The 26,661-nt window shown below is 71.5% G+C and carries 19 protein-coding genes; 8 read left to right on the forward strand and 11 right to left on the reverse strand.

Annotated features, from left to right (window positions below):
- From AC07AB_RS32060 to AC07AB_RS32095, 8 genes are all read right to left on the reverse strand, one after another.
- The coding region (locus AC07AB_RS32060; protein WP_478574348.1) for an MBL fold metallo-hydrolase at nt 1-908 on the reverse strand (908 nt) is incomplete at its 3' end.
- 161 nt (nt 909-1,069) lie between these two features.
- Nucleotides 1,070-3,190: an endo-beta-N-acetylglucosaminidase gene (locus tag AC07AB_RS32065; RefSeq protein WP_478574351.1), complete on the reverse strand. Its 2,121-nt coding sequence runs from the start codon at nt 3,188-3,190 to the stop codon at nt 1,070-1,072.
- Between the two features lie 8 nt (nt 3,191-3,198).
- The gene (locus tag AC07AB_RS32070) at nt 3,199-6,213 is read right to left on the reverse strand and encodes an alpha-mannosidase (RefSeq protein ID WP_478574354.1); all 3,015 of its coding nucleotides are present in this window, start codon (nt 6,211-6,213) and stop codon (nt 3,199-3,201) included.
- Nucleotides 6,214-6,235: 22 nt separating this feature from the next.
- The gene (locus tag AC07AB_RS32075; RefSeq protein ID WP_478574357.1) at nt 6,236-8,356 is read right to left on the reverse strand and encodes an endo-beta-N-acetylglucosaminidase; all 2,121 of its coding nucleotides are present in this window, start codon (nt 8,354-8,356) and stop codon (nt 6,236-6,238) included.
- A 61-nt stretch (nt 8,357-8,417) separates the two neighbouring features.
- On the reverse strand, nt 8,418-9,674 hold the full coding sequence (locus AC07AB_RS32080) for a glycoside hydrolase 5 family protein (RefSeq protein ID WP_478574360.1): 1,257 nt from the start codon (nt 9,672-9,674) through the stop codon (nt 8,418-8,420).
- A 60-nt stretch (nt 9,675-9,734) separates the two neighbouring features.
- The gene (locus AC07AB_RS32085; RefSeq protein WP_478574363.1) at nt 9,735-10,565 is read right to left on the reverse strand and encodes a carbohydrate ABC transporter permease; all 831 of its coding nucleotides are present in this window, start codon (nt 10,563-10,565) and stop codon (nt 9,735-9,737) included.
- The gene (locus AC07AB_RS32090) at nt 10,562-11,455 is read right to left on the reverse strand and encodes a carbohydrate ABC transporter permease (RefSeq protein WP_478574366.1); all 894 of its coding nucleotides are present in this window, start codon (nt 11,453-11,455) and stop codon (nt 10,562-10,564) included. The genes AC07AB_RS32085 and AC07AB_RS32090 overlap by 4 nt, the downstream gene beginning before the upstream one ends.
- An 11-nt stretch (nt 11,456-11,466) precedes the next feature.
- Complete coding sequence (locus tag AC07AB_RS32095) at nt 11,467-12,765, reverse strand: ABC transporter substrate-binding protein (protein WP_478574369.1); 1,299 nt, start codon at nt 12,763-12,765, stop codon at nt 11,467-11,469.
- Nucleotides 12,766-12,940: 175 nt separating this feature from the next.
- Between AC07AB_RS32095 and AC07AB_RS32100 the strand changes: the two genes are divergently transcribed.
- The 5 genes from AC07AB_RS32100 to AC07AB_RS32120 all read left to right on the forward strand — a co-directional run bounded on the left by AC07AB_RS32100 (nt 12,941) and on the right by AC07AB_RS32120 (nt 18,919).
- Complete coding sequence (locus AC07AB_RS32100) at nt 12,941-13,981, forward strand: LacI family DNA-binding transcriptional regulator (protein ID WP_478574372.1); 1,041 nt, start codon at nt 12,941-12,943, stop codon at nt 13,979-13,981.
- A 153-nt stretch (nt 13,982-14,134) separates the two neighbouring features.
- Nucleotides 14,135-15,136: an NADPH:quinone oxidoreductase family protein gene (locus tag AC07AB_RS32105; protein ID WP_478574375.1), complete on the forward strand. Its 1,002-nt coding sequence runs from the start codon at nt 14,135-14,137 to the stop codon at nt 15,134-15,136.
- On the forward strand, nt 15,133-16,320 hold the full coding sequence (locus tag AC07AB_RS32110; protein WP_478574378.1) for an acyl-CoA dehydrogenase family protein: 1,188 nt from the start codon (nt 15,133-15,135) through the stop codon (nt 16,318-16,320). The genes AC07AB_RS32105 and AC07AB_RS32110 overlap by 4 nt, the downstream gene beginning before the upstream one ends.
- A complete protein-coding gene (locus AC07AB_RS32115; protein ID WP_478574381.1) occupies nt 16,317-17,459 on the forward strand; it encodes an acyl-CoA dehydrogenase family protein in 1,143 nt (380 codons plus the stop codon). Before AC07AB_RS32110 ends, AC07AB_RS32115 begins: the two co-directional genes overlap by 4 nt.
- Before the next feature lie 794 nt (nt 17,460-18,253).
- A complete protein-coding gene (locus tag AC07AB_RS32120) occupies nt 18,254-18,919 on the forward strand; it encodes a LuxR C-terminal-related transcriptional regulator (RefSeq protein WP_478574384.1) in 666 nt (221 codons plus the stop codon).
- A gap of 155 nt (nt 18,920-19,074) precedes the next feature.
- Here the strand turns inward: AC07AB_RS32120 and otr(A) are convergent, their stop codons facing one another.
- The 3 genes from otr(A) to AC07AB_RS32135 form a co-directional block, all read right to left on the reverse strand.
- A complete protein-coding gene (gene otr(A), locus AC07AB_RS32125; protein ID WP_478574387.1) occupies nt 19,075-21,054 on the reverse strand; it encodes a tetracycline resistance ribosomal protection protein Otr(A) in 1,980 nt (659 codons plus the stop codon).
- Nucleotides 21,055-21,220: 166 nt separating this feature from the next.
- Nucleotides 21,221-22,255 carry a methyltransferase gene (locus AC07AB_RS32130; RefSeq protein ID WP_478574390.1) on the reverse strand — a complete coding sequence of 345 codons (1,035 nt, stop codon included), beginning with the start codon at nt 22,253-22,255 and terminating at the stop codon, nt 21,221-21,223.
- 122 nt (nt 22,256-22,377) lie between these two features.
- Entirely contained in the window at nt 22,378-23,892 is a 1,515-nt protein-coding gene (locus AC07AB_RS32135; RefSeq protein WP_478574393.1) for an FAD-dependent monooxygenase, read from the reverse strand.
- Between the two features lie 160 nt (nt 23,893-24,052).
- Here AC07AB_RS32135 and AC07AB_RS32140 point away from each other — a divergent pair, with 160 nt between their 5' ends.
- Genes AC07AB_RS32140 through AC07AB_RS32150 form a run of 3 tightly spaced genes read left to right on the forward strand, consistent with a single transcriptional unit; the run spans nt 24,053 to nt 26,534 of the window.
- Nucleotides 24,053-24,430 carry a PPOX class F420-dependent oxidoreductase gene (locus AC07AB_RS32140; RefSeq protein ID WP_478574396.1) on the forward strand — a complete coding sequence of 126 codons (378 nt, stop codon included), beginning with the start codon at nt 24,053-24,055 and terminating at the stop codon, nt 24,428-24,430.
- Nucleotides 24,427-25,506, forward strand: coding sequence for a succinyldiaminopimelate transaminase (dapC, locus tag AC07AB_RS32145; RefSeq protein WP_478574398.1), 1,080 nt, complete (start codon nt 24,427-24,429; stop codon nt 25,504-25,506). The genes AC07AB_RS32140 and dapC overlap by 4 nt, the downstream gene beginning before the upstream one ends.
- Nucleotides 25,503-26,534, forward strand: coding sequence for an acyltransferase domain-containing protein (locus AC07AB_RS32150; RefSeq protein ID WP_478574401.1), 1,032 nt, complete (start codon nt 25,503-25,505; stop codon nt 26,532-26,534). Before dapC ends, AC07AB_RS32150 begins: the two co-directional genes overlap by 4 nt.
- The last annotated feature ends 127 nt before the right edge of the window (nt 26,535-26,661 follow it).

Genomic DNA, 26,661 nt, shown 5'->3' on the forward strand with positions numbered 1-26,661 from the left:
GGGGGGGGGGGTGGGGAGTGTGAGTCCACCAAGTATGGGGCAGGTGGCCGGGTGGGGTGGAAGAAGTTGGGGCTCCCGCCCCCCGATAACATCCCCCCCCCCCCCCCCCCCCCCCCCCGCGCCGCCTCCTCGTGGACGTAGCGCAGGTAGTCCCGGAAGCGGGCCAGGTCGGCGCGGCTCGCGAGCCGCCCGTGGCCGGGCACGAAGGTCTGCGCGCCGGTCGCCAGCAGGCGGTCGCACGCGTCGGCCCACGCGAGGACCGGGCCCGCCCACACCACCGGATGGTCGTCCTGGAAGAGGACGTCCCCGCAGAAGACCGTGGCCGCGTCCGGGACGTGGACGACCACGTCGCCGCCCGTGTGCGCCGGGCCCACCTCCAGCAGTTCGACGTCGAGGTCGCCGACGCGCAGGTCCAGCCGCCCGCTGAACGTACGGGTCGGCGGCGCGAGCTCGATGCCGGAGAAGTCGAAGTGGCCGAAGTGCCGCGTGAAGTACTCCCCGCCCGGCCCGGGCGGGGGGTTCTGCTGGAGCTGCGGGTAGGAGGCGGGCGGCACCTCGTGGCCGATGTCGGCGGCGTTGGCGTCCGAGGTGATGACCGCGGCGTCCGGGAACAGCTGGTTGCCGTGGCAGTGGTCGCCGTTGAGGTGGGTGTTGACGACGGTGGTTATGCGCGCGCCGGGGGCGGCGGCGTCGGCGGCGGCTCGCAGGAGCCGGGTCTGGGGGAGTGTGTAGAAGGTGTCGACGAGCAGCGCCTCGCCACGGCTCGCGACGAGCCCCGCGTTGGCCCAGCCCCAGGAGCCGTCGCCCTGGATGAAGGCGAGGACGCCCGGGGCTATGGTCTCGGTCCGTATCCGCCCGGGGTCGGCGGGGCTGTCGTGTCGTGCGTCGTTCATCTCTGTGTCTGCCATGAGCCGATCATGGTCGACGGGGCGCCGCGGACGCCAACCGCCCGCGGCGCCGGTGCCAACTCCGTCCCCGCGGACGGCGACGGCCTCGGTGTGGCTCACCGGGCCGTGCGCGAGGAGCCCCCGGGTGGGCTTGTGCTCCCGTCCTCGCGGCCGTCATCCGCTCACGCCAGCCCCGGCCATGACAGTCGGGCCGTGGCCGGAGCGGAGCGCGTACCGTCCGGGGCGACCGCCACGAGCTGGAGCGTCGTGGCCCGCTCGCGGCCCGCGCGCTTCAGCGACTTGACGTAGAAGACCTCGTCGTAGATCCGGCCCAGCGCCTCATGGCCGCCGTTCGCGCGCAGCCGTGAGACGTCGTAGTACCAGACCCCCGAGCCGGGCAGCCGCCAGGACAGGAACACCTCGGCCGAGCCGCCCGTGACATGGGCGGTGTCGACCCTGAACCGGGACGGCCTGCTCACCCGGTCCCGGCCGCCCGCGAGCAGCGCCAGCTCGCCGACGTTCAGGGCGTACGGGCCCTCGCGGTCGGCGGAGACCCGCAGCCCGATCGCGGCGATCGTCCGGCCCCTGAAGCGGCCGAGGTCGAAGGCGTGGGTGTGCCAGGCGTGCCGACCCGTCCGGCCGGCCGGCAGCCACACGAAGTCGCCGGGGGAGTCCTCGAAGACCAGCCCGGCCTCCAGGCCGCTCGCCGCCCAGGCCCGCCCCACCGAGTACGTGACGCGGAGCGCCTCGCCGCCCTCGACCGCCAGCCGCGTCTTGAAGAGGCGGACGGTGGTGGGGTTGTCCGGGCCCAGCTCGCCGGAGATCTTCAGGGAGGAGCCGCCGTCGTAGACCGTGGTGTAGTCGTAGTCGACGCTCAGCGGCGTCCCCGGGCTACTGGCCCAGAACTGCCACGTCGGCAGGATGTCCTGGACGCTCGCGTTGTTCCACTGCGCGTCGCTCACCCGCTTGCCGCCGAGGTGGAACGCGCGCCCGTGGCCGGTGTTGAAGCGGGTGAGGAAGGGGAACGAGCCGATGACCGATCGCTCGGTGATGTAGTGGGCGACGCCGTCCCACTTCTTCGGGTTGTTCTCGTCGCGCCCCTTGCCGTCGTCCTGGTCCGGCCACGGCACGTACTCGGTGCGGCCGGTGCGCGTCGGGTCCTCGTTCGGGCCGGACCAGTACTGCCGCTCGCGCCGGAAGACGCCCGCCTGCGCGTTGGGGTCCTCCCGGTCCGGGAACCGGTCCCAGGCGAAGTGCGAGCCGAACAGCGCCCAGCTGGTACGGGCCGGCTGCCCCTCGGGGAAGATCAGCCGGGTGTCGTACGGCGGGTTGAAGCCGTACTTCTCGTTCTCCGTGCCGAGGAACGCGACCTTGTACGGATCCAGCCCCAGCTTCTCGGCGGTCTCCCGGGACGTGGTGACCCGCGCCTCGTTCCACGCGTAGTTGGCGAAGAGGCTGTTCATGACCGGGGTGTCGCCGTTCTGAATCCAGGGCGCGTTCCGGCTGTTGAGCTGATTCTGGTAGGACAGCCGACCATTGACCATGATCGTGTCGTACCACTGGAGATGGAAACCGGCGGGGGCCGACGCCCGCAGATACGTGAGCATCTTCATCAGCCCGGCGGCATCCTGCTCCGAGATGGTCGCCTCTTGGTTGATGAAATAACCGTCGAAACCGAAATAGCCGGCCATCTCGATCAGCTTGTCGGCCACCGGGAACGACCCGTCGGCGCGCTGCTCCAGATAGTCCGCGAACGCCCCGTCGCGCGGCCAGAACCAGCACCCCAGCGAACGCACGCCATTGCGGTGCGCCGCGTCCGTATACGCCGGGTTGGGCAGATTGATCAGACCGTGCACGGGCTTGTCCACGGGGGAGCCCGCGATGGGCATGCCGTGCCACGAACCGTACAGATCGCTGTACTGCCAGAAACGCAGCAGCCGACGGGCGAAGGTGTCGTTGTATTTGAACGCGGTGAAAAAGGAATTGTCGTAGTCGAACGACAGATTCATCAGCTGCGGGGCCGTCGCCAGCTTCGGATTCGCCTGCGTCGCGGCGAACGGCGCGATGCGCCCGGCCAGCGGCACCCGCGAGCGCAGATATTTCGCGTGCGGATCGCTCTCGGGCGACCACCGCTTGAGGGCCGCCGCGTCGTAGCCGTGCATGAACGGCTGGTGCGGCGCCCGGCCCGGGGCCGGCGGCCCGTCCGCCGCGGCAGCCGCCGCGGCGAACGGGCCCGCCTGCCCGGCGAGGCCGACGGTGACGCCGGCCGCACCGAGCATGGCGATGAACGCTCTGCGTTCCATCGAGTGGGTCACTCCTTCACAAGGCGAAGCGTCGCGATCTCGAACGGACGCAGGGACAGGGCGATCTCGCCGTCCGCCGCCGCGGCATCGGCGGTCGGCCGCTCCAGCAGGTCGCAGTACGAGGCCGAGGCCAGCGCGAAACCGGCGGTGAGCTTGGTACGGGCACGGCCGCCCCGCGACTCGTACAGCCGGACCACGACATCGCCGCTGCCGTCGTCCGCGAGCTTCACCGCCGTCACCACCACGGCGTCGTCGGCCACCGCCACCAGCGGCGCCACCGGCGCGTCACCCGGCACCCGGCGCTCCGGCAGGTTCACCCGGTAGCCCTCGCGCACCGCGTCGCCGATCGACGCGCCGGGCACCAGCGCGTACCGGAAGCGGTGCACGCCCTGGTCGGTGCGCGGGTCCGGGAAGCGCGGGGCGCGCAGCAGCGAGAGCCGGACCGTCGTGGTCGTGCCCGTGTCGCTCTCGCGCACGGCGCGCGTCACGTCGTAGCCGTACGTCGAGTCGTTGACGACGGCCACGCCCCAGCCCGGCTCCTCCAGGTGCACGAAGCGGTGCGCGCACGCCTCGAACTTCGCCGCGTCCCAGCTGGTGTTGGTGTGCGTCGCCCGGTACAGGTGGCCGAACTGCGTCTCCGCCGCCGTGCGGTCCGCGTGCACGTCCAGCGGGAAGGCCGTCTTGAGGAACTTCTCCGTCTCGTGCCAGTCCACCTCGGTGTCGATGTCCAGGCGCCGCTCACCGGCCGGGAGGGTCAGCACCTGCTCGACGCGGGACTCCCCGAAGGCCCGTACGACCCGCACCGACGCCCCGTCCACCAGCTCCACCGACTCGACGTCGGTGAGGTCGGTGACCGTGTTGCGGTAGAAGTGGTCGACGTCCCAGGCGTCCCACATGTTGGGGAAGTCCGGGTGCAGCTGGAGGAGGTTGGCGGCCTCGCCGGGCGCGATCGTCTCCCGCTCCGCCATCAGGTCGTACGCCGAGACGACGAGCCCGCGGCCGTCGACGACGACCCGCAGCAGCCCGTTCTCCAGCACGAAGGAGCCGTCCTCGCGCGCCTCGGCCGACACCGGCCGCCCGCTGTCGGCGGTCATCGCGGCGGCGCCCGCCGCGACCCCGGCACGGGTGTGCGGGGCCGCGTTGAAGACCACGGACGTACCGGCCGCCGCGTCGCCGGCCAGGGCCGTCTGCGCCGCCTCGACGATGCCGGTGAGCTCCGCGCCGATCGCCGCGTACCGCTCCGCCGCCTCGCGGTGCACCCAGGCGATCGAGGTGCCCGGCAGGATGTCGTGGAACTGGAGCAGCAGCACGGCCTTCCACAGCCGGTCCAACTGCTCGTACGGGTAGGGGAACCCGGCCCGCACCGCGGCCGTGGCCGCCCACAGCTCCGCCTCGCGCAGCAGGTGCTCGGAGCGCCGGTTGCCCTGCTTCGTCTTCGCCTGGCTGGTCAGCGTGGCCCGGTGCAGCTCCAGGTAGAGCTCACCCACCCACACCGGCGCGTGCTCGTACTCCGCGTGCGCCTTCTCGAAGAACTCCGACGGCTTCTCGAAGACGACCTTCGCCGAACCCTCCAGGTCCTTGAGGCGCTTGGCGCGCGCCAGCATCTCGCGGGTCGTGCCGCCGCCGCCGTCGCCCCAGCCGGTCGGCGCGATCGAGCGCGTCGCCCCGCCCTTCTCCTGGAAGTTGGCGACCGCGTGCGCGACCTCCTTGCCGGAGAGCTGCGCGTTGTACGTGTCCATGGGCGGGAAGTGCGTGAAGACGCGGGTGCCGTCCAGCCCCTCCCACCAGAAGGTGTGGTGCGGGAACTTGTTCGTCTGGCTCCACGAGATCTTCTGCGTCAGGAACCACTTGGCGCCCGCCTGCTTGACGATCTGCGGCAGCGACGCCGAGTAGCCGAAGGTGTCCGGCAGCCAGACCTCCTGCGGCTCGATCCCGAACTCGTCCATGAAGAACCGCTTGCCGTGCACGAACTGCCGGGCCAGCGCCTCCGAGCCGGGCATGTTGGTGTCCGACTCCACCCACATGCCGCCCACCGGCACGAACCGGCCCTCGGCCACCGCCTTCTTGACCTTGGCGTAGACCTCCGGCCGGTGCTCCTTGATCCACGCGAACTGCTGGGCCTGCGACATCGCGTAGACGAACTCCGGCTCGTCCTCCAGCAGCGCCGTCATGTTCGACGTCGTACGGGCCACCTTGCGGACCGTCTCGCGCAGCGGCCACAGCCACGCCGAGTCGATGTGCGCGTGCCCGATCGCGCTGATCCGGTGCGCGGAGGCGTGCGCCGGGGCGGACAGCACCTCCGTCAGCGCCTCGCGGGCGCGCGCGGCCGTGCCGCCCACGTCCTGGAGGTCGATCGCGTCCAGCGCCCGCTCCACGGCCCGCAGGATCTCCCAGCGGCGCGGCGAGTCCGTGGACAGCTCCGCCATCAGCTCACCCAGCACCTCCAGGTCCTGGATCAGCTCCCACACGGCCTCGTCGAAGACGGCGAGGTCCATCCGGGCCAGCTTGTACTGCGGCTCGCTGCCCGCGGTCTCCTTGTCGCCCAGCTCGGTGGGGAGGAAGGGGTGGTAGTCGAGCAGCACGGGGTTGGAGGCCGCCTCGATGTGCAGCTTCACCTTCTCCCCGCCCTCGGCCGGGGCCGCGATCCGGACCCACTGGTTGCGCGGGTTCAGGCCCTTGACCGGGGTGCCGTCGGGCCGGTAGATCAGGCCCTCGCACTGGAAGCCGGGCATGTTCTCGTCGAAGCCGAGGTCGAGCACGGCCTCGACGGTCCGCCCCGCCCACTCGGGCGGCACGGTACCGGTGACGGTGAACCAGCTGGTGCCCCACGGCGGGCCCCAGGGGGCGCCCGCCTCGATCGGCGTACGCGCGGCGGCGATCCCCTCCTCGACGGGTACGGGCTCGCCGGGCGCGTTCCACACGCCGACGGTCAGCGGCACCGACTCGGGGTACAGGGCGGGGCGGATGCGCTCGTCGAGCACCCGCTTGAGGCGGGCTTCGGTGACGGAACGGTCGTTGTGCATGGAAGGGATTCCTTAGCGAGAGCTACCAGCGAAAGGTGGTGGAAACAGGGTCGGAGGAGGCGAACAGCTCGTCCACGGTACGGAGCTCGACCCGGGTGGCCGCCTCCTGGGACTCACGGCGCAGCGACGGCACGTAGAAGGCCGTGCCGCAGGTGCCGCCGAGGAAGCGGCGCGCGCCCCCGGGCAGGACCTGGTGCAGTTCGTAATGGCGTACGGGACCGCTCGCCCGGCCCCAGGACAGCCGCAGCGCCGCCGTGCCGTCCGCGGCGCGGCGCTCCGCGGTGACCGCGAGGGCACCCGGCGGGCGCGGCCCGGACGCGGCCGCGTCGCGGATCGCGAGAGAGCCCAGCCGCCAGCGGACCGCGGTGCCGCCGACGGCGGTGAGGCGGACCCCGACGGCGCGCAGCGTACGGCCCTCGGCGCCGCGCAGCGCGCGGCCGAGGCGGAGTGTGGCGGTGCTCCAGCCCCGGCCGCCGGCCGGGAGGGTGCCCGCGTCGATGTAGGTGAAGCGGTGGGGCTCCTCCATGGACACGGCCAGCTCCACGCGCACGCCGCCCGAGGCGGCGTCGGTGCGGTGGGCCAGCTCGACGACGGTCGAGTCCGAGACCGGCAGCCGCGCCGTGAACAGTTCGACGGTCGCGGGCGTACCGAGCGCGCCGGGCGTGCCTGCCGTGCCTGCCGTGCTGTCGACGAGGAGGCTGGTGCCGCCGCGCCAGGCGTCCGCGAAGTCGAAGGAGACCTTCGGCCGGGCGCCGCCGGTGTGCACCACCCAGCGGCGGCCGGGCAGCCGGTCCTGGAGCCCGAGGTGGTTCCAGGCGGCGTCGCCGGTGCGCTCGCCGCGCTCGTACCAGCCCGTGCCGTGGCCGGTGTTGAAGCTCGTCGCGAAGGGCAGCGAGGTGAGCGTGGAGCGGTCCGCGACGGACGCGGCGGGCGGCCGCCAGGACCCGCCCGCCGGAGCGGACGGGTCGAGCGAGGAGCCCGTCCAGAAGCGGTCGTCGCGGGCGTGGAACTCGGCGGGCGAGCGCTTGCCCTTCGGCAGGCTGGTCCAGGTCCACTCGGGTCGGTAGAAGCCGTACGAGGCGACGTGCGGACCGGCGGCGGGCACGACCGAGTCCCAGTCCACCCGCGTGTCCCAGCCGTTGGACTCGACGTCCACGCCCGCCCACAGCTCGTACCGGCTCCGGCCCAGGCGCTCGGCGAGCTTCCCGGACGCGGCGAGCCCGGAGCGGGTCCAGTTGAAGTTGAGGAACATCGAGTCGGATGCCCGGAAGAAGGCGGAGTTGCGGTCGTTGAGCGCGTTCTGCCAGTCGACGGAACCGGTCTCGGTCAGGGCGTCGTACCAGGTGACGCGCAGCCCCTTGCCGTGCTCCCGCAGATACTCGACGAACTCCCGCACCGCCGCGCCCAGTTCGGCGTCGCCGCCGCCGGTCTCGGCGTTGAGGAACCAGCCGTCGAAGCCGTACGCGCGGGCCACCTCGATCAGCTTGTCCGCGATCGGGAAGCTCCCGCCGGCGGCCCGCTGCACGAGGTCGCGGGTCCACGCCAGCCGCCCGCCGAACGCGGCGGGCGGCAGGAAGACCGTGCCGAGCACCGGCACGCCGTTGCGGTGCGCGGCGTCCACGACGGGCGCGTTCGGCGCGAGGATCAGCCCCTCGCCCGACGAGCCGCCCCAGAAGACCAGCTCGTCCAGGTACGCCCACTGGGTCAGGGCGTAGTAGTCGGCGGTCGCCGCCCCCTGTGAGGGGTTGCCCGCGGTGTGGTCGAAGGCGGCCAGCGCCGAGACGCGGGCCTGGCCGGCGCGGGCCGTGCCGTTCGCGGGCGCGGGCGTGAACCGCTCCGCGAGCGGCACCGTCGCCCTGTTGAACGCCAGATCCGCGTCCGAGGCGGGCGTCCACTCCTTGAGGGAGCGCCAGACGACGCCCTCGCCGGGGCTGCCGCCGGGCAGGGTGTCGGGGAACCAGTACGAGGCGTACGGCTGGAGGCCGTCGCCCGCCGCGGCCCCGGACCGCCCCGGGGGACGGGCCCCGGCCGCGTTCGCGCGGCCGGCCGGCAGGGCGAGCGCGGCGGCCGTCGCGGCCCCCGCCCCCAGCAGCAGACGGCGGCCGGGACCGGCCGGTACGGGCTGTGCGGGTCTCTCGGTCATGGTGCGCTCCTTTGCGCCGGGGTGACGAGGACTCGGTGGTTCGAAGACCGGCCGGAGGGGCTCAGCCGACCTGGTCGATCGTGAGGACATCCGTGATGCCGCGCGCCGCCAGATGCCCGGCGTCGCCCGCGAGCCCGGCGAGCACCGCCGCCGGGCGCGCGCCGCGCTCGGCGAGCCGCATCCACGCCTCGAAGTAGGCGCCGCCCGGCCCGCACCGCGAGCGCTCCGGCGTCGTCTCGGCGGTCTCCAGGTCGCCCGCGTCCAGGACGAGCGCCGTGCGCCGCGGCTCGGGCCGGTACTCCCGCCCCTTCCACTCCCGTACGGTCCGCGCGATGGCCTCGCCCGCGGGCTTGACGCGGCGGTCGTTGGTGAGCAGACCGAGACCGTACTCCAGCTCCGGGAAATCGCCCAGGGCGCGGTCGACGTCATGGGAGCACCACCACGTCACGCCCCAGACGTCCGCGCAGTCCAGCGCGTTCGCGACGGTCGCCTCCGTGAAGGCGGCGGCGTGCTCGGCCGGGATGTGCGGGGCGGGCGCGCCGACCTCCTGGAGCCACACCGGGTGGTGCGCGTCCGGCGCCCACGCCTTGGACAGCTCGATGAGGTAGGCGGCGTGCTGCTCCGTGGCCGCGCCGTCGCGGCCGTGGCGCTGCGCGGTGCCGTTGAAGACCCAGGAGTGCACGGCGGTCGCCGCGCCGATCCGGGCCGAGTGCGCGGGGGTGAAGGGGTGCCCGTCGAGGTACCAGGCGGCGTCGTACGAGGCGTGCAGGTGCATCTTCCCCGGCGCGCCCTCCTCGCAGGCGTCGACCATCCGGCGCAGCCACCGGCCGGCCTGCGCGGCATCGATCCGGTCGGGGTCGGGGTGCGGGTCGCCGGAGAACTGGTTGATCTCGTTGCCGACGGTCATGCCGAGGAAGTTGGCCTTGCCGGCCAGGGCCGCGGCGAGCGTCCGCAGGTACTCGGCCTCGGCGTCGACGACGTCCGGGTCGGTGAAGATGTTGCGGCGGTGCCAGGTGGTGGTCCAGGAGGGGATGAAGTCGAAGCTGGAGAGGTGCCCTTGGAGCCCGTCCACGTTGACGTCGAGGCCGCGTTCGCCCGCCGCGTCGACGAGCTGGACCAGCTGCTCGACGGCGCGCGGCCGGATCAGGGTGCGGTTGGGCTGGAAGACCGGCCACAGCGGGAAGACCCGGATGTGGTCGAGGCCGAGCTCCGCGATGGAGTCGAGGTCGGCGCGTACCTCGTCGAGGTCGAAGTCGAGCCAGTGGTGGAACCAGCCCCGGGTGGGGGTGTAGTTGACGCCGAAGCGGGGTGCGGTCATGCGGGGGAGATCCTGTTCGGGGTCGTGCGGCGGTGTGCGGGGGCGGGCGGGGCGCGAGGGTCAGCCCTTGACGGCTCCCTCGCCGACGCCGCGGAAGAAGAACCGCTGGAGGCAGGCGAACATCACGATGAGCGGGGCCACCGCGATGATCGTGCCGGCGGCGACGAGTCGCGGATTCTGCTGGAACGTGCCGTGCAGGAAGTTGAGGCCGACGGTCAGCGTGAAGTTCGAGGAGTCGGAGAGCACGATCAGCGGCCACAGGAAGTCGTCCCAGGCGCCCATGAAGGCGAAGATCGCGACGACCGCGATGGTCCCCTTGACCGAGGGGAGGGCGATCCGCACGAACCGCTGCCAGACGTTGGCGCCGTCGATGACGGCGGCTTCCTCGATCTCGTACGGCAGGTTGGAGAAGGCGTTGCGCATCAGCATCACGTTCAGGGCGCTGACGGCGCCCGGCAGCACCACGGCCGTGAGCGTGTTGTTGAGGTTCAGGTCACGCATCATCGTGAACTGCGCGATGATGATGGCCTCCAGGGGCACGAGCAGCGCCATCGCGACGGCCAGCCCCGCGATCTTGCGGCCCCTGAAACGGAGTCGCGCCAGCGCGTAGCCCGCCATGGACGCGCCGATGACGTTGGTCACCACGTTGGTGAGGGCGACCTTCAGCGAGTTCAGCGCGTAGTCCCAGACCGGGATGATGTCCGCGACGCCGGAGTAGTTCTTGAGCGTCGGATGCTCGGGCAGCAGCTTCGGCGGATAGGTGTAGATGTCCTCGGTGGTGCCCTTGAGCGAGGTGGACAGCTGCCACAGGAACGGGCCGACGGTGATGGCGAGGACCACCAGGAGCAGGACGTAGCGGAGGGTCTTCTCCCACCCGGACGAGCGCTTCACCGGGGGTCCTCCTTGCGGTCGGCGCGCAGCACCAGAAGCATCAGCAGCAGCGCGATGACGAAAACGATCAATGAGATGGCCGAGGCGTAGCCGACCCGGCCGTTGAGGCCGGTGCCCACCCGCTGGACGAGCATGACGAGCGTGGTGTCCTCGCCGGCCGGGCCGCCGGTGGGGCCGGCCAGCAGAAAGACCTCGGAGAAGACCTTGAAGGCGTTCACCGACGAGAGCGCGCCGACCAGCACCATGGTGGGGCGGACGGAGGGCATGGTGACGGAGACGAACCGGCGGATGGGCCCGGCTCCGTCGACGGACGCCGCCTCGTGCAGTTCCCGCGGCACGTTGGCGAGCGCCGCGAGATAAATGATCATGTAGTAGCCGAGGCCCTTCCAGACCGTCAGCGCCATCGCGCTCAGCAGCAGCAGCCACTGGTCGCCGAGGAACTTGACGGGCCCGGCCCCGAGGACGTTGAGAATGCCGTTGATCAGGCCCCGGTCGTCCAGGATCCACACCCAGATCAGACCGACGACCACGACGGAGGCTACGACCGGGGTGTAGAACGCCGAGCGGAAGAAGGCGATACCGGGCACCTGCTTCTGCACCAGCATGGCCAGCAGCAGGGGGAGCAGGACGGTGAAGGGCACCACCAGGAGCACATACAGACCGCTGTTGCGCAGCGCCGTCCAGAACTGATCGTCGTGGATCATCGTCTGGAAGTTCTGGAGACCGACCCAGTTGCCCGAGGTCAGCGTGCGGGCGTCGGTGAACGCCTTGTAGACGGTGGTGAAGAAGGGGTACAGGTTGAAGGCGGCGATGACCCCGATGCCGGGCAGCAGGAAGAGCCAGGGGCTGATCGCTCTATGGGTGCGGATGCGCTTGGCGGGCCGTTCCATGTTCTTTACCGTCAGTTCTGCTTGAGCAGCTTGTTGCTCTGCGCGACGGCCTCGTCGAGCGCCTGCTTCGGCGTCTTCTTGCCTTGCAGGGCCTTGGCGACCTCGTTCTTCAGGATGGTCTTCATCTCGTCGCTGAGAACGACGGGCGTGTAATTGACGGCGCCCTTGAGCATCTTGGCCGAGGCGACCCGGACGCGGCCCTCATCGGTGCCGTCCTCCTTCGTCCAGTACGGCTCCTGGAGCGAGCCCTTCGTGCTGGGGAAGACGGTGACCTTGTGCGCGAAGGCCTCCTGGTTCTTCTTGTCCGTGACGAAGTGCGCGAAGGCGATGGCGGCGGCCTTGTGCTTGCTCTGGTTGTTCACGGCCAGGCCCATGACGTACATGTTGGGCTTGCCGTTGTTGTTGGGCGCGTCGGTGATGCCCAGATTCTTGTAGAGCGAGGGCGCGTTCTTCTTGAAGTTCGACAGGTCCAGGGCGCTGCCCGGATTCATGGCGACCTTCTGTTCCAGGAACTTCTGGCCCGCCTTCTCGGGGGTGTTGGTGAGCGACTGCGCGTCCAGACCGCCGCTGTCGTACAGCTCCTTGTACTTGGTGAGGGCCTCCACGCCCTTCGGCTCGTTGTACGTGAACTCGGTGGAGTCCGCGTTCATGAGCTTGACGCCGTAGCGGCCCATGTCCTCGATGGCCATGGTGGACGCCAGGGTGGCTATCTTGCCGCCGGACGCCTTCGCCATCTTGTTGGCGTCGGTGAAGAGCTCGTCGAACGTCTTCGGCGGCTTCTCCGGGTCGAGCCCGGTCTTCTCGAAGAGCGCCTTGTTGTAGAAGAGCGGGCCGGTGTTGAGATACCAGGGAAGGGCGTACGAGCCGTCCAGACCGGGCATCGAGGTGCCCTGCCACCCCTCGGGCGTGTACTCGCCCTTGAACTTCGAGGTGGCCGGCTCCTTGTCCATGTTCATCAGCACGCCGGCCTTGGCGAGCGGATAGGCCAGGTCCGGTGAGAGGTTCACCACATCGGGCAGCGTGCCGGCGCCCGCGTCCGCGCTCAGCTTGTCGGCGTAGTTCTCGGCCGGCTGGTCCAGCCACTTCACCTTGACGCCGGGGTTCTGCTTCTCGAACTCCTTGACCAGACCTTCGAAGTAGTCCTTGAAGCCCGCGCGCAGATTCCAGGTCTGGAAGCTGATGTCGCCCTCGACCTTGCCGGTGGCGCTGCTGCCGCCGCCGCTGTCACCACCCGAACCGCAGGCGGTGAGCGTCAGGGCACAGGCGAGCGCCGGTGCGGCGAGAGCAAGGGTTCTACGGGATATGGGCATGGCCGGCGAGCTCCTTCGATCGGGCCAGGAGTGGCGGTCAAAACTTTCGCTCCGAAGAGGAGTTAAGTCAATACTTTCGCGGAAGACTAATGCGCTTTAGTCTGTTGTCACTCAAGCGCTTTAGTGAACAGACCCGCCGGACCTGCCCCGGCGGGCGGGGGAGCAGGAGGAGCCCATGCGCCGCACGCCGGCCCGACGACCTACGATGAAGGACATCGCGCGCCGTGCGGGCGTCTCCGAGAGCGCGGTGTCCTTCGCGCTCAATGACCGCCCCGGCGTCTCCGAGGCCACCCGGGACCGCATCCGCAGGGTCGCCGAACAGCTCGGCTGGCAGCCCAGCACCGCCGCCCGGGCGCTGTCCGGCGAGGGCTCGGCCACCATCGGCCTGGTGCTCGCGCGGCCCGCCCGTACGCTCGGCGTCGAGTCGTTCTTCCTGCAACTCGTCTCGGGCGTGCAGGAGGTGCTCTCGCACCGCAGGCTCGGCCTGCTCTTCCAGGTCGTCGAGGACATCGACGCCGAATGCGAGGTCTACCGCCGCTGGTGGGCCGAGCACCGGGTGGACGGCCTGCTCGTCGTCGATCCGCGCGACGACGACCCGCGGCCCGCGCTCCTCGACGAGCTGGGGCTGCCCGCCGTGGTCGTCGGCTCGACGGGCGCCGCCCTCGCCGAGGGCCTCGCCATATCCAATATCTGGGCCGACGACGCGGGCGCGATGGCGTCGATCGTCGACCATCTGCACGGTCTCGGCCACCGCCGCATCGTGCACGTCGCGGGCCTGCCCGAGCTCGCCCACACCCAGGCCCGGATGGCCTCCCTGCGCGCCGAGGCCGACCGCCGCGGCCTGTCCGAGGCGCGGTCCGTGACCACCGACTACTCCGACGCGGGCGGCGCCGAGGCCACCCGGCGCGTGCTGGCCGGCGACCCGCCGCCCACCGCGCTCGTCTACGACAACGACGTGATGGCGGTCGCGGGCCTGGCCGTCGCCGCCGAGCGGGGCCTGTCCGTACCGAACCGGCTCTCCATCGTGGCCTGGGACGACTCCGTCCTGTGCCGCGCCACGCACCCCGCCCTGACCGCGCTGACCCGCGACACCGCCACCTTCGGCCGGCACGCCGCCGAGCAGCTGGTCGCCCTGCTGGACGGGGGAGCGGCGGTCCGCATCCAGGACGAGCTGCCCTCCCTGGAGCCGCGCGGCTCCAGCGGCCCGCTGGCCTGAGCGGTCACCGGGGGCGGCCCGGCCGCCGCCCCCGGTGGGCCGTACCCGTCGGCCGGTGGCCGCCCGGCCCTGTCCCTCCCAAATACCGACTGGTTAGTATGCGGCCAGCGCGGCACCGCGCGCGTACGCGAGAGCCTTGTGGGAGGCCACCCAATGCAGGCATGGCGAGTGCACGAGAACGGCGAACCCCGCGACGTGATGCGGCTGGAGGAGGTGCCCGACCCCGCGCCCGGCCCCGGCGAACTGCTGGTGGGCGTCCGCGCCGCGAACATCAACTTCCCCGACGCCCTGCTGTGCCGGGGCCACTACCAGGTACGGCCGCCGTTCCCCTTCACCCCCGGCGTCGAGATGTGCGCCGAGATCCTCGCCGTCGGCGAGGGCGCGGAAGGGGAGGTCGGCGCGCGCGTGCTCGCCCAGCCCGCGCTCCCGGCCGGCGCCTTCGCCGAGCGCGCGGTCGTCAGCGCCCGTACCGTCCTTCCCGCTCCCGAGGCCCTGGACGACGCCGAGGCCGCCGCCCTGCACATCGGCTACCAGACCGGATGGTTCGGCCTGCACCGCCGGGCGCGCCTGACCGCCGGGGAGACCCTCCTCGTCCACGCCGCGGCCGGCGGCGTCGGCAGCGCGGCCGTACAGCTCGGCAAGGCCGCGGGCGCCACCGTCATCGGCGTCGTCGGCGGCCCCCGGAAGGCGAGCGCCGCCCGGGAACTCGGCTGCGACCTCGTCATCGACCGCCGCGAGGAAGACCTCGTCACGGTCGTCAAGGAGGCCACCGGCGGACGCGGCGCGGACGTCGTCTACGACCCCGTTGGCGGCGACGCCTTCGCCAAGTCCACCAAGTGCGTCGCCTTCGAGGGCCGCATCGTCGTCGTCGGCTTCGCGAGCGGCACCATTCCGAGCGCCGCCCTCAACCACGCGCTCGTGAAGAACTACGCCATCCTCGGCCTCCACTGGGGCCTCTACAACACCAAGGACCCGGACGCGGTACGCGCCTGCCACGACGAGCTCACCAAGCTCGCCACGGAGGGCACGGTCAAGCCGCTCATCAGCGAACGCGTCCCGCTCGGCGGCGCGGCCGACGCCGTGCAGCGCGTCGCGGACGGCACCACGACCGGCCGCGTCGTGATCGAGCCCGGCGCGCCCGGGGAACGCCGATGAGCACGGTCGACGCCGACGAGCTGCGCCGTCGCACCGCCGCACTGCTCGCCGCGCACGACCCCGCCACCACCGACAGGCTCGACTTCCTGCGCGCCCGCTTCGACGCCGGCCTCGCCTGGGTGCACTTCCCCGAGGGCCTCGGCGGGCTCGACGCGCCACGCTCGCTCCAGCCGGCCGTCGAGGCCGATCTGGCGGCGGCGAGCGCCCCCGACAACGACCCCCGCCGCATCGGCATCGGCCTCGGCATGGCCGCCCCCACCATCCTCCGGTACGGCACCGAGGAGCAGAAGCGACGCTTCCTGCGCCCCCTGTGGACGGGCGAGGAAGTGTGGTGCCAGCTCTTCAGCGAGCCCGGCGCGGGCTCCGACCTCGCGGCGCTCGCCACCCGCGCCGTACGCGACGGCGACACCTGGACCGTCGACGGACAGAAGGTCTGGACGTCCGGCGCGCACCTGGCCCGGTGGGCGATCCTCATCGCGCGCACCGACCCCCAACTCCCCAAGCACCAGGGCATCACCTACTTCGTCTGCGACATGAGCGACCCCGGCGTCGAGGTGCGGCCGCTGCGCCAGATCACCGGGGAGGCCGAGTTCAACGAGGTCTTCCTCACCGGCGTACGCATCCCCGACGCACACCGGCTCGGCGGCGTCGGCGAGGGCTGGCGGGTGGCGAGCACGACCCTGATGAACGAGCGGGTGGCGATCGGCGGCGCCCGCGTACCGCGCGAGGGCGGCATGATCGGCCTCGCCGCCGAGACCTGGCGCGACCGCCCCGGACTGCGCACCCACGAACTGCACCAGCGGCTGCTGACCCTGTGGGTGGAGGCGGAGGTCGCCCGCCTCACCGGCGAGCGCCTGCGCCAGCAGCTCGCCGCCGGCCAGCCCGGCCCGGAGGGCTCCGGCCTCAAGCTCTCCTTCGCCCGCCTCAACCAGGAAATCAGCGGCCTGGAAGTCGAGTTGCTGGCCGCCGACGGCCTCACCTACGACGACTGGACCATGCGGCGGCCCGAGGGCGTCGACTTCACCGGCCGCGACGCCGGATACCGCTATCTGCGGACCAAGGGCAACTCCATCGAGGGCGGCACCTCGGAGGTCCTGCTCAACATCGTCGCCGAACGCGTGCTCGGCCTGCCGCCCGAGCCGCGCACCGACAAGGACGTCCCCTGGAAGGACCTGCCCCGATGACCGAGCCGGACCTGCTCTACTCGGAGGCCGAGGACGATCTGCGGTCCGCCGTACGGTCGTTGCTCACCGACCGGGCCACGCCCGCCGCCGTCCTCGCCCAGAGCGAATCGGAGGGCCCGTACGACGCCGCGCTCTGGCGCGTGCTCGCCACCGACATGGGCACGGCCGGACTGCTCGTGCCCGAGAAGCTCGGCGGACAAGGCGCGAGTGCGCGCGAAACCGCCGTGGTAATGGAGGAGTTGGGCCGCTGCGTCGCGCCCGTACCGTATCTGACCAGTGCAGTCCTCGCCGTGTCCGCGCTGCTGGCCTGCGACGCCGGGCAGGCGGCGGTGGCCGAGCCGCTGCGCGCGCTCGCCGAGGGCCGTCGGGTCGGGGCGCTCGTGATCCCCCTGCCGACCGCGCCGGGCGCGCTGCCGCCGAGCGCGGTACGGTCAGACGCCGCCGGGACCCTCAGCGGCGAGGTCGGCACCGTCGCGGGCGCGGCCGGCGCGGGGCTGCTGCTCGTACGGGCCGAGGACGGGCTCTACACCGTTGACGCCGCGTCAGAGGGCGTACAGATCAAGGGAATCACCCCACTCGACCGCACCCGTCCGCTCTCCCGCGTCGTCCTCGCCGCGGCGCCCGCCCGCCGGATCGCGGGGGAGGAGCGCGCGGCCGCGGCCATCGACGCGGCCCTCCTCGCCGGAGCGGGGCTGCTCGCCTCCGAACAGCTCGGCATCGCCGAGTGGTGCCTCACCGAAACCGTCCGGTACACCGGGGACCGCTACCAATTCGGCCGCCCCATCGGCTCGTTCCAGGCGATCAAGCACCGGCTCGCCGAACTCTGGCTCCAGGTCGCCTCGGCCCGCGCGGCGGCGCGCAACGCCGCCGACGCCCTCGCCACCGACAGCACCGGCGGCCCCGCGGGCCCCGCCGGCGCCGACACGGCTCTGGCCGTAGCCGTCGCGCAGTCCTACTGCGGGCAGGTGGCGGTGCGGGCCGCTGAGGAGTGCGTACAACTCCACGGCGGTATCGGCATGACCTGGGAGCACCCCGCGCACCTCTACCTCAAACGAGCCAAGGCCGACCAGATCGCTCTCGGCGCCCCCGGCCGCCATCGCGAGGCCGTGGCCGCCCTGGTGGACCTGCCCGCGCCATAACGGGCCGCCGCGCCGTCCGCGATGACGATACGGCGCGCCGCTCACCGCCGAGGAAGACAGCACCCGGTCGATCGAGGCCGGGTGCTGTCGTGTGCCGCGGCCGCACATAATTCGTCGAATGGACCGTTCGCCGCAATGGATTTTGGTAACGGCTCCGGTGTCCACGAGATATGGCCTCCCGGTTGTGCGGCGGAGCGGTACGGACCGTCGGTTCGGGGGAACGCTCCCATGGGGACTTCGTGGATGCTTGGAGCCGCATTAGAGGTGGCGTCTCCACCCTCGGGTGCTTATACACCAGTTCCGTTCGGAACGGAATAACAAAATGCGTCAAATCGGACAGGATATTCGAGGTGTATGGGCGGCCGGTGAGCGCTCGCGCCATCCGCGGTGCATCGACTGCCGAGGCTGGGTCGCCGGTGTGAGCAGGGGGTTTTTGATTGGGGATTCCGGGCGCGGGGCTTGACTGGTGCGTTGTGGTTGAGATCTCCTTGGGGACGTTCGATGCGCGGTGAATATGCGTCACGGTGCGGGGTATGGGTACCCTTAGCGATGTTGGACGTGCGTTTGATGGGGGGCCGCACTTCGTAATTGATTTCGACTGACTTTTCTTTCTCGGGGACCGGACCACCGGTAGCCCAAGGCATTTGTGGTAGTTGAAAGTGGCCCGACGGGATCGCTTGACTACCGGAGTGCTGTTCGAACAAGATGCTCGCGCTGGTGCTGTGCGGGGACGGACCGGGAAGATTGGTGGCGGGGAGAGAGTGGCGATCAATAGCGCGATTACGGTCCTGGTGGTGGATGACCAGGGGATACTCCGGGAAACGCTGTGCGAGGTGCTGGCCAAGGAGCTTGATATTGAGGTCGTCGGCGGCACCGCCGATAGCGAGACGGCGATACGCATTGCCGCGGAGAAGCGACCGGATGTCATTCTGCTGGACGGCCCGGATGCGGGCGGGATTGTGTCGATGCTCGCCGAGATGAAAAGAGTCTCGCCGAATTCTCGATGCATTGTGCTGACGTCCTGCAATCATCCGGCGCTCGTTCGGGAGGCCCTGCGGCTGCGAGTGAGCGCGTTCCTCGCCAAGAACGTCATGCGGGAAGAGGTGATCACCGCTATTCGCAGCGTGGTGATCCATCCCGATCAGATTGTGCTCTCGCTGCCGTCCGAGAGCCTGGTGGCCGCGCGCGACCAGGACGGGCCGCGACTCTCGGCGCGTGAATTACAAATCATCGAGAATGTGGCGCAGGGCATGAGCAACGGGCAGATCGCCTCCCGGCTGGAGATCACCGAAGCGACGGTCAAACGCCACCTGCGCAATATCTTCGACAAGCTGGGCGCCGTCTCCAGAATCGACGCGGTGAACAAGGCCAAGTCCGTGCTGATCGTCACGCCGCCCCGGAACAGGAGCGGTCCGGCGGTACCGCGGGCCGGCGCCTTCAGCGTCCCCTCGTGGTCCTGAGCGCCAGGGGATGCCCCAGGCCCGCGGAGCCCGGCGCATACCCCAGGCGCTGAACTCTTTCCGGCCCTGGACCGAACGCGAGCGCCCCGGCCGGTCCGCTCCCCACTGAAGAGCGGGGAGCGGGCCGACCGGGGCGCGTTCCGGCAACCGACCGGTCAGAGGCGTTTCACCGTGTGCAGGATGTACTCATCGCGGTTCAACGGATTCGCCCCCTCGGGCCGCAGCCGCGACGGATAGTGTCCCTTTACGGCCTGGTAGCCCTGAAACTCGGAGAGGAAGACGCCTTCCCCCTGGGTGAGCCCGGGCACCTGCTGCTCGAATTCGTGGACCTTGCTGGACTTCATGCTCCCCGTCAGCCGGAAGTCGTCCTCCTGAGCCGTGGGCGGCTGCGGATGCGCCCCCAGCTCCGCCAGTTTCGCCAGCACCGGGCTCAGGCTGTCCGGCGGCAGCTCCATGTCGAAGGAGCTCACCGGCTCGTACACCTGCGTCCCGGCCTCCTTGAGCGCGGTCATCAGCACCAGCGGAGTGACCTTGCGGAAATCGTCCGCCGCGCTCACCGGACTCGCGAAACCGGTGTGCGTCAGCGTGACGGCGCAGTCCGTCACCTGCCAGCCGTACAGCCCGTGGTCCAGCGTCGTGTGCACGGTCTCCTCGATGGCCGTATGGAAGGCCCGCGGCAGCGAGCCCAGCTCCACCCCCAGCCGGAAGACCACTCCGGCGCCGGGCCGCGCGGGCTCCACCCGCAGCCCCACCGTCGCCCAGAAGTAGTTGCGCGTCCGGGTGTCCAGCTCCTCCAGGGCGGCGCCGACCCCGACGGGCTTCTCGATATGGACGGTGCGGGTCTGCTCGAAGTACGCCTCGACGCCGTACACCTCCGCGAGAGTGCTCCGGATGATCTCCTTCTGCACCTCCCCGTAGAGCCGCAGTACGGCGCCGTCGGCGTACTGGTCCCGCCTCAGTTCGATGTGCGGGTCCTGTTCGCTGAGGGCCTGCAACGCCGCGTGCAGCCGCGCCGATTCCCCCGGGCGTTCGGACCTGACCACCGTTTCGAGACTCGGCGGCGCGAAGAAATTCCGCGGGGTCTGCGGATCGGCGAGGCCGAGCCGGTCGCCCACGCGCGCCTCCTTGAGCCCCCAGATCTTCGCGATGTCCCCGGCCGTCGCCCGGGACTCCACGGTCGTGGAGCCGTGCTCGAAGACCTGAAGAGAAGTGATCTTCGCCGCGTGCTCACTGGTGAGGCCGGAGTGGTCGGTGCGGTGGAACGTCACCTGGTCGCGGGTGCCGACCGAACCGGACCGCAACCGCAGATAGGCGATCTTCTCGCCGCGCGCCCCCCGGTCGACCTTGAAGACGGTGCCGCCGAGCGGTGCGTCGGCGTCCGCATGGACGGAAGGCAGGAAGACCTGCACGCCGTGCAGCAGTTCGTCGATGCCCTCGCCCGTCATGGCGGAGCCGAAGAACGTCGGATGGATGCGGCCGCGCCCGGTCTGGAGGGCCAGTTCCGCGTCGTACTCCTTCTGCGTCAGCCGCCGCTCGTCATCGAGGTAGGCGGCCAGGAACGCGTCGCTGTCCTCGGCGAGCGCCTCCGCCAGCTCAGCCGCGAACACCTCGTCCTCCACCGTCCGGGCACGGGCGCGCGCCCGCGGGGTCCCGATCTCCTCGACGCGGGACATCGCGACGGTGTGCGGGGTCAGCTTCTTGCCGATGTCGTCGAGGAGCCCTTGATAGCGCGCGCCGGCGCGGTCGACCTTGTTGACGAACAGGAGGGTGGGGATCGCCAGTTTCTGCAGCGTCCGCATCAGGATGCGGGTCTGCGGCTGCACCCCTTCCACCGCCGATACCACCAGCACGGCGCCGTCGAGCACCCTGAGCGCACGCTCCACCTCGGAGATGAAGTCGGAGTGCCCCGGAGTGTCGATCAGATTGACTTTGAGGTCGTCGAGGACGAAGGCGGCGACGGCCGAGCGGATGGTGATGCCCCGCTGCCGCTCCAGCTCCATCGAGTCGGTCTGTGTGGTTCCCTTGTCGACGCTGCCCACCGTGTCGATGACGCCGGTCCGGTGCAGGAGGCGCTCGGTGAGGCTGGTCTTGCCGGCGTCAACGTGGGCGAGAATCCCCAGGTTCAGCTTCTTCATGAATGCTCTTCGCTGTCTGATATGCGGCCATTCGGTCTTCTTCCGTCGAGATCTCGGTCGCCTGCCGCATGATGTCCTTGCTCCCCATTCGCCGAGGTGGTCTCCGGTGGCCCGAACGCGTCGGGTCCGGCGGTCGCGTCACGGTAGCAAGAGCGGTTATCCCTCGTCAGCGCTTTATGGCGACAATCAGCCAGTCTCCGAGGAGATTGTCGAGCTGCTCCGTCCGGCTGACCTCGAACCCCGCCTCCGCGACGGCCGCGTGGCACTCGGCCAGCGTGCACGACGAGCTGTCGCCGCGGATCAGCCCGTGGTTCAGCCGCTGGAGCACGTCGTGCACGGACTCGGACTCCGGGTCGGCCATCAGGTCGTAGATCATCAGCGCCCCGCCCGGCCGCAGCGCGCCGTGGATGCGGTGCAGCAGTTCGCGCCGCTGCGCGTCCGGCCAGTCCGGCAGCACATGCCCGGTGACGACCACATCCGCCTCGGGCAGCGGGTCGGCGAGGAAGTCGCCGCCGTAGAACCGCAGCCGGTCGGCCACGCCGCGCGCCGCCGCCAGCTCGTCGAAGAGCGGCTCCAGCGCCGGCAGGTCGAAGACCGCCCCGGACAGATGCGGATGGGCCAGCGCGATCCGCGACGCCAGCTGGCCCCGGGCACCGCCGATGTCGACGAAGGACGTGTACTGCCGCCAGTCGACGCGGCGGGCCAGTTCATCGGCGGTGAAGGAGCTGAACGTGTCGAAATGCGCCATCGCCTGCCGCGCCCGGTCCGGATCCGCGTAGTGCTGCGGGTACGCCTCGGGCCCGTGCGCCTCGGCGCCGGACTCGGCCCGGCCCTCGCGCAGCGCCGTCGTCAGCTCGCCCCACACCCGGTAGTGCTTACGGGCGTGCTGGAGGACGCTGCCGCCCAGGTAGGAGGGGGAGCCGGGGACCAGGAAGGCGGTGGCCGCCCCGCTGTTGGCGAAGCGGTCGCCGTCCGCCTCCAGCAGGCCGAGGGCGGCGAGCGCGTCGAGGAACTCCTTGGCCAGGGGATGGGCGAGGCCCAGCCCCTTCTTCACCTCCTCGACGCTCGCCGGACCTGCGGCCAGCAGTTCGAACAGGCCCAGTTCGACGGCGGTGTGCAGCACTTTCGCCTGGTGGTAGGCGGTGTTGAGCTGGAGGATCGTGCGGGCCTGGGCGACCGGCGCGAGCTGTGACTCGGACATGACTCTCCTTGATCATCTTGGCTGGGAGTGAGCGCCCGGCCGGGCACACGGCCAGGCGCTGAACGCCGATACGCGCGGAACCGCTCGGAACCGCACGCAACCGATCGGAATCGCGCCGCGCACTACGCCGCCGGCGGGCCGAACCACGTGTGCAGGGCCTCCGGGAGCCCTTCCTGGCCCCCCGCGGCGGACCCGGCCCAGCACACATAGCCGTCCGGGCGCACCAGCAGCGCGGACACCTCGGGGTCCGGGACGAACGGTTCCCGCACCTCCGTCGCGGCCACCACGTCGACCCGGCCCTTCCACCCCGAGAGATCGGCCGCGTCCGGCGCCGAGGGGAGCGTCAGCAGCACGCCGCGCGCACTGTGGAAGTACTCGCTCAGCCGGCGGTCGCCCTCCGCGGTGGCCAGCGCCAGGTCGGGAACGCGGCGCCCGACCAGCGGGTGCTCGCCCGGAATGTCGTAGCGGAGGTCCAACGCGGAGACGAGACCCGCCAGATACCGGTTGGTCTCCGGCAGATGGAGCAGCTCGATCATCAGCTCCCGCAGCCCCTCGTACCGCGGATCCGGATCGATGAGCACCGCCTGCGCGCGCGTGTTGCGCAGCACCCCCTGGGCGACCGGGTAGCGCTCCGACTCGTAGGTGTCGAGCAGCCCATCCGGCGCCGTGCCCGCGACCACCGCGCCCAGCTTCCAGCCGAGGTTGACCGCGTCCTGGAACCCCAGGTTCAGGCCCTGCCCGCCGGCCGGCAGATGGATGTGGCAGGCGTCCCCGGCGAGCAGCACCCGGCCCGACCGGTACCGCTCGGCCAGCCGGGAGGTGTCCGTCAGCCGGGACAGCCACCGCACGTCGTGCATCCCCAGATCGCTGCCGGCGACCTCCGTCAGCGCGGCCCGCACATCGTCCTCGGTGATCGGGGCCCGGCGGTCCGCGTACGGCCGGTCGAAGAACGCGATCGTCGCGCGGTAGACATCGGGCTCCAGCGGGAACGCCGCGAACCAGGCCCGCAGATCGTGCCGCATCACCCCGTACGGACGCATCGGCCCCATGCCCTCGCCCCGCGGCAGCTCCTCGCTGAACTCGGCGTCAGCGATCACCGCGAACATGTGCGGCTCCTGGCCCGGGAAATCGACGTCGAGGAGCTTGCGCACCGTGCTGCCGCCGCCGTCGCACCCCACCAGGTAGCGGCTGCGGACCTCGTACGGCCCGTCGGGGCCGGTGATCTGGACGGTGACCGACTCCTCGTCCTGCGCCAGTGCCGACAGGGCGTGCCCGCGCCGCAGTTCGGCGCCCAGCTCCAGGACGCGCCGGGTGAGCAGCTGCTCGGTACGGACCTGGGGGATGAACAGCACATACGGGTGCCGGGTGTCGAAGTCCCCGAACTCCAGCGGCACCCCGAGGCTCGCGAAGTTGCCGCCGCGCAGCGTCGAGGCGCCGTCCAGGAAGTCCTGGGCCTGGCCGCGCATTTCGAGGATCTCGACGCTGCGCGAGTGCATTCCGAGGGCCTTGGAGAATTCGACCGGCTCCGCCAGCCGCTCCACCACGAGAGTGCGGGCGCCGGCCAGCCGCAGTTCCGCGGCGAGCATCAGGCCGGTGGGTCCGGCGCCGGCCACCACGACATCCACGTCGTATCGCATCCATGCCTCTTTCGAGTTCCGACAACGAGTGATCGTGCGGAGCATGCTGGCAGCGCGGCTTAGAGCCGCCGTCGAGCCCAATTCACCGCACCGGACTGGACGGAGGCTCTAGGAACGCTGCCTACCGTGGCGAGGTCCCCTACGGATAAGAGGGCGTGAAATGCCGTTCAGCGCACAGCAGATCGCCTACCTGCGGGAGCAGGGCTACGGGCGGCTCGCGACGGTCGGGGCGAGCGGCGCGCCGCACAACGTCCCCGTCTCGTTCGAGATCGACGCGGAACAGGGCACCATCGAGATCACCGGCCGCGGCATGGGAGAGAGCCGCAAGTTCAAGAATGTCAGCGCGGATGGCCGGGTCTCCTTCGTCGTCGACGACATTCCCAGCAGGGACCCCGAAGTCGTACGGGCCGTCGTCATCCACGGAATCGCCGAGGCGCTGGAGACCGGCGGCAGACTGCGCCATCCGCACTGCGCGGACGAAATGATCCGAATCCACCCCCGCCGCGTCATCGCCTGGGGAATAGAGGAACAGAAATGAAGGACATGCCCGAATTCCCCTGGGAGGTGATTCTGCCGCACCGGAAGCGTGCCGCCGAACACCCCGACGGGATCGTCAACCTGGCCATGGGCGAACCGGTCGACCCCACCCCCGGCCCCGTACGCGACGCACTGGCGCGCGCCGCCGACGCCCCCGGCTACCCCCCGACCGAGGGCACCCCCGAACTGCGCGCGGCGGCCGCCGGCTGGCTGCGCCGCCGGCACGGCGTGCGGGTGGACCCCTCCGCCGTACTGCCCGCGGTCGGCACCAAGGAACTGATCGCCTGGCTCCCGGCGATGCTCGGCGCCGGCCCCGGCGACCTCGTCGCCTTCCCCCGGCTGGCCTTCCCCACCTTCGACGTCAGCGCCCGGCTGGCCGGGGCCGACTCCCGGCCCGTCGACTCGCCCCGCGACCTCGACGGGGAGCGCCCCCGGGTCGTCTGGATCAACTCGCCGTCCAACCCCGACGGCAGGATCCTGACCGTGGCGGAGCTCCGCTCCCTCGTGGCCTGGGCCAGGGAGCGGGGCGCGGTGCTGGCCAACGACGAGTGCTACATCGAGTACGGCTGGGACCGGCGCCCGCCGTCCCTCCTCGACCCACGGGTGTGCGGCGACAGCCACGATGGGCTGCTGGCCGTGTACTCGCTCTCCAAGCGCTCGAACCTCGCCGGCTACCGCGCCGGGTTCTGCGCCGGCGACCCGCACCTCGTACGGCGGCTGCTGTCCGTACGCAAGCACGCCGGGCACGCCGTGCCCGGCCCCGTACAGGCCGCCATGGTGGCCGCGTTGGACGACGACACGCACGTAGCGGAGCAGTACGCCCGCTACGCGCGCCGCAGGGACGTGCTGAGCCGGGCGCTGCGGTCCGCCGGGTTCAAGATCGAGCACTCCGAGGGCGGCCTGTTCCTGTGGGCGACCCGCGACGAACCGTGCTGGACCACGGTCGAGTACCTGGCCGAGCGGGGCATCCTCGTCGCCCCGGGCACCTTCTACGGCACGGCCGGGGAACGCCACGTCCGGATCGCCTTCACCGCGACCGACGAGCGGATCGCCTCGGCCGCCGGGCGGCTCTCATGACGGTGGCCGCGGCGGCGGACACCGGCCCGCGGGCCGGACCACCCGGCACCCCCCGGCCTGTGGCGCTGCTGCTGCCCGGCCAGGGCTCCCAGCACCAGGGCATGGCCGCCGGCCTCTACCCGCACGAGCCCGTCTTCGCCGCGGCGTTCGACGAGGTGCTCGACGCGATGGGCCGGCACGGCGCGATGATCCGCGCGGACTGGCGGGCGGAGCGCCCCGAGGTGCCGCTGGACCATGTGCTGCGCTCCCAGCCGCTGCTCTTCGCCGTCGACTACGCGCTGGGCCGGCTGGTGATGAGCTGGGGCATCCGCCCGGTGGCGCTGCTCGGGCACAGCATCGGCGAGTTGGCCGCCGCCACGCTCGCCGGGGTGTTCCCGGTGCGCGACGCGGCCCGCGTGGTGCTGGACCGGGTGGTGCGGCTGGCCGACTCGCCGCCGGGCGGCATGCTCGCGGTGGCGGCCACCCCCGAGCGGCTCGCGCCGTTCCTCGGCGGAGACGTGGCCGTCGGCGCGGTCAACGCCCCCGGTCAGACGGTGCTCTCGGGCCCCAGCGGCGAACTGCGCTCCGTCGGCGAGCGGCTGCGCGCCGACGGGCTCGTCTTCCGGCCGGTGCCCGCCCTGTCCGCGTTCCACAGCCCCGCGCTCGCACCGTACGCGAAGGGCGCCGAGCAGCTGCTCGCCGCGGTGCCGCGGCGCCCGCCCGGCACCCCCGTCTACTCCGGGTACACGGCGGCGCCGCTCACCGCCGAACAGGCCCTCAGCCCGGAGTTCTGGGCGCGCCAGCCTGTGGACCCCGTGTGGTTCTGGTCGGCCCTGGACGCCCTGCTGGAGACCGGCGGCCGGGTGCTCGTGGAGGCGGGCCCCGGTCAGGGACTCGCCGCCGTGGCCCGCCGGCACACCGCCGTACGCCGCGGGCGGAGCCGGGTCATCGCCCTGCTGCCGGCCCGGCCGGGCGGCCCCGACGCGGACCGGGCCGCCCTGGCCGCGGCGATGGACGCACTGCGGGACGAGGGGTACGACCTCCCGTGACAGCGGTGGGGGGGGGGGGGGGGGGGGGGGGGGGGGGGCCGCGGGGGGGGGGAAGGGGAGGGGGGGGCGGGGTCCCACAAAAGGGAAGCGAGGGGGGTTGGGAGCACGTCTGGTGGCGGGGGGGGCA

The sequence above is a fragment of the Streptomyces sp. NPDC044033 genome, assembly GCF_056434425.1.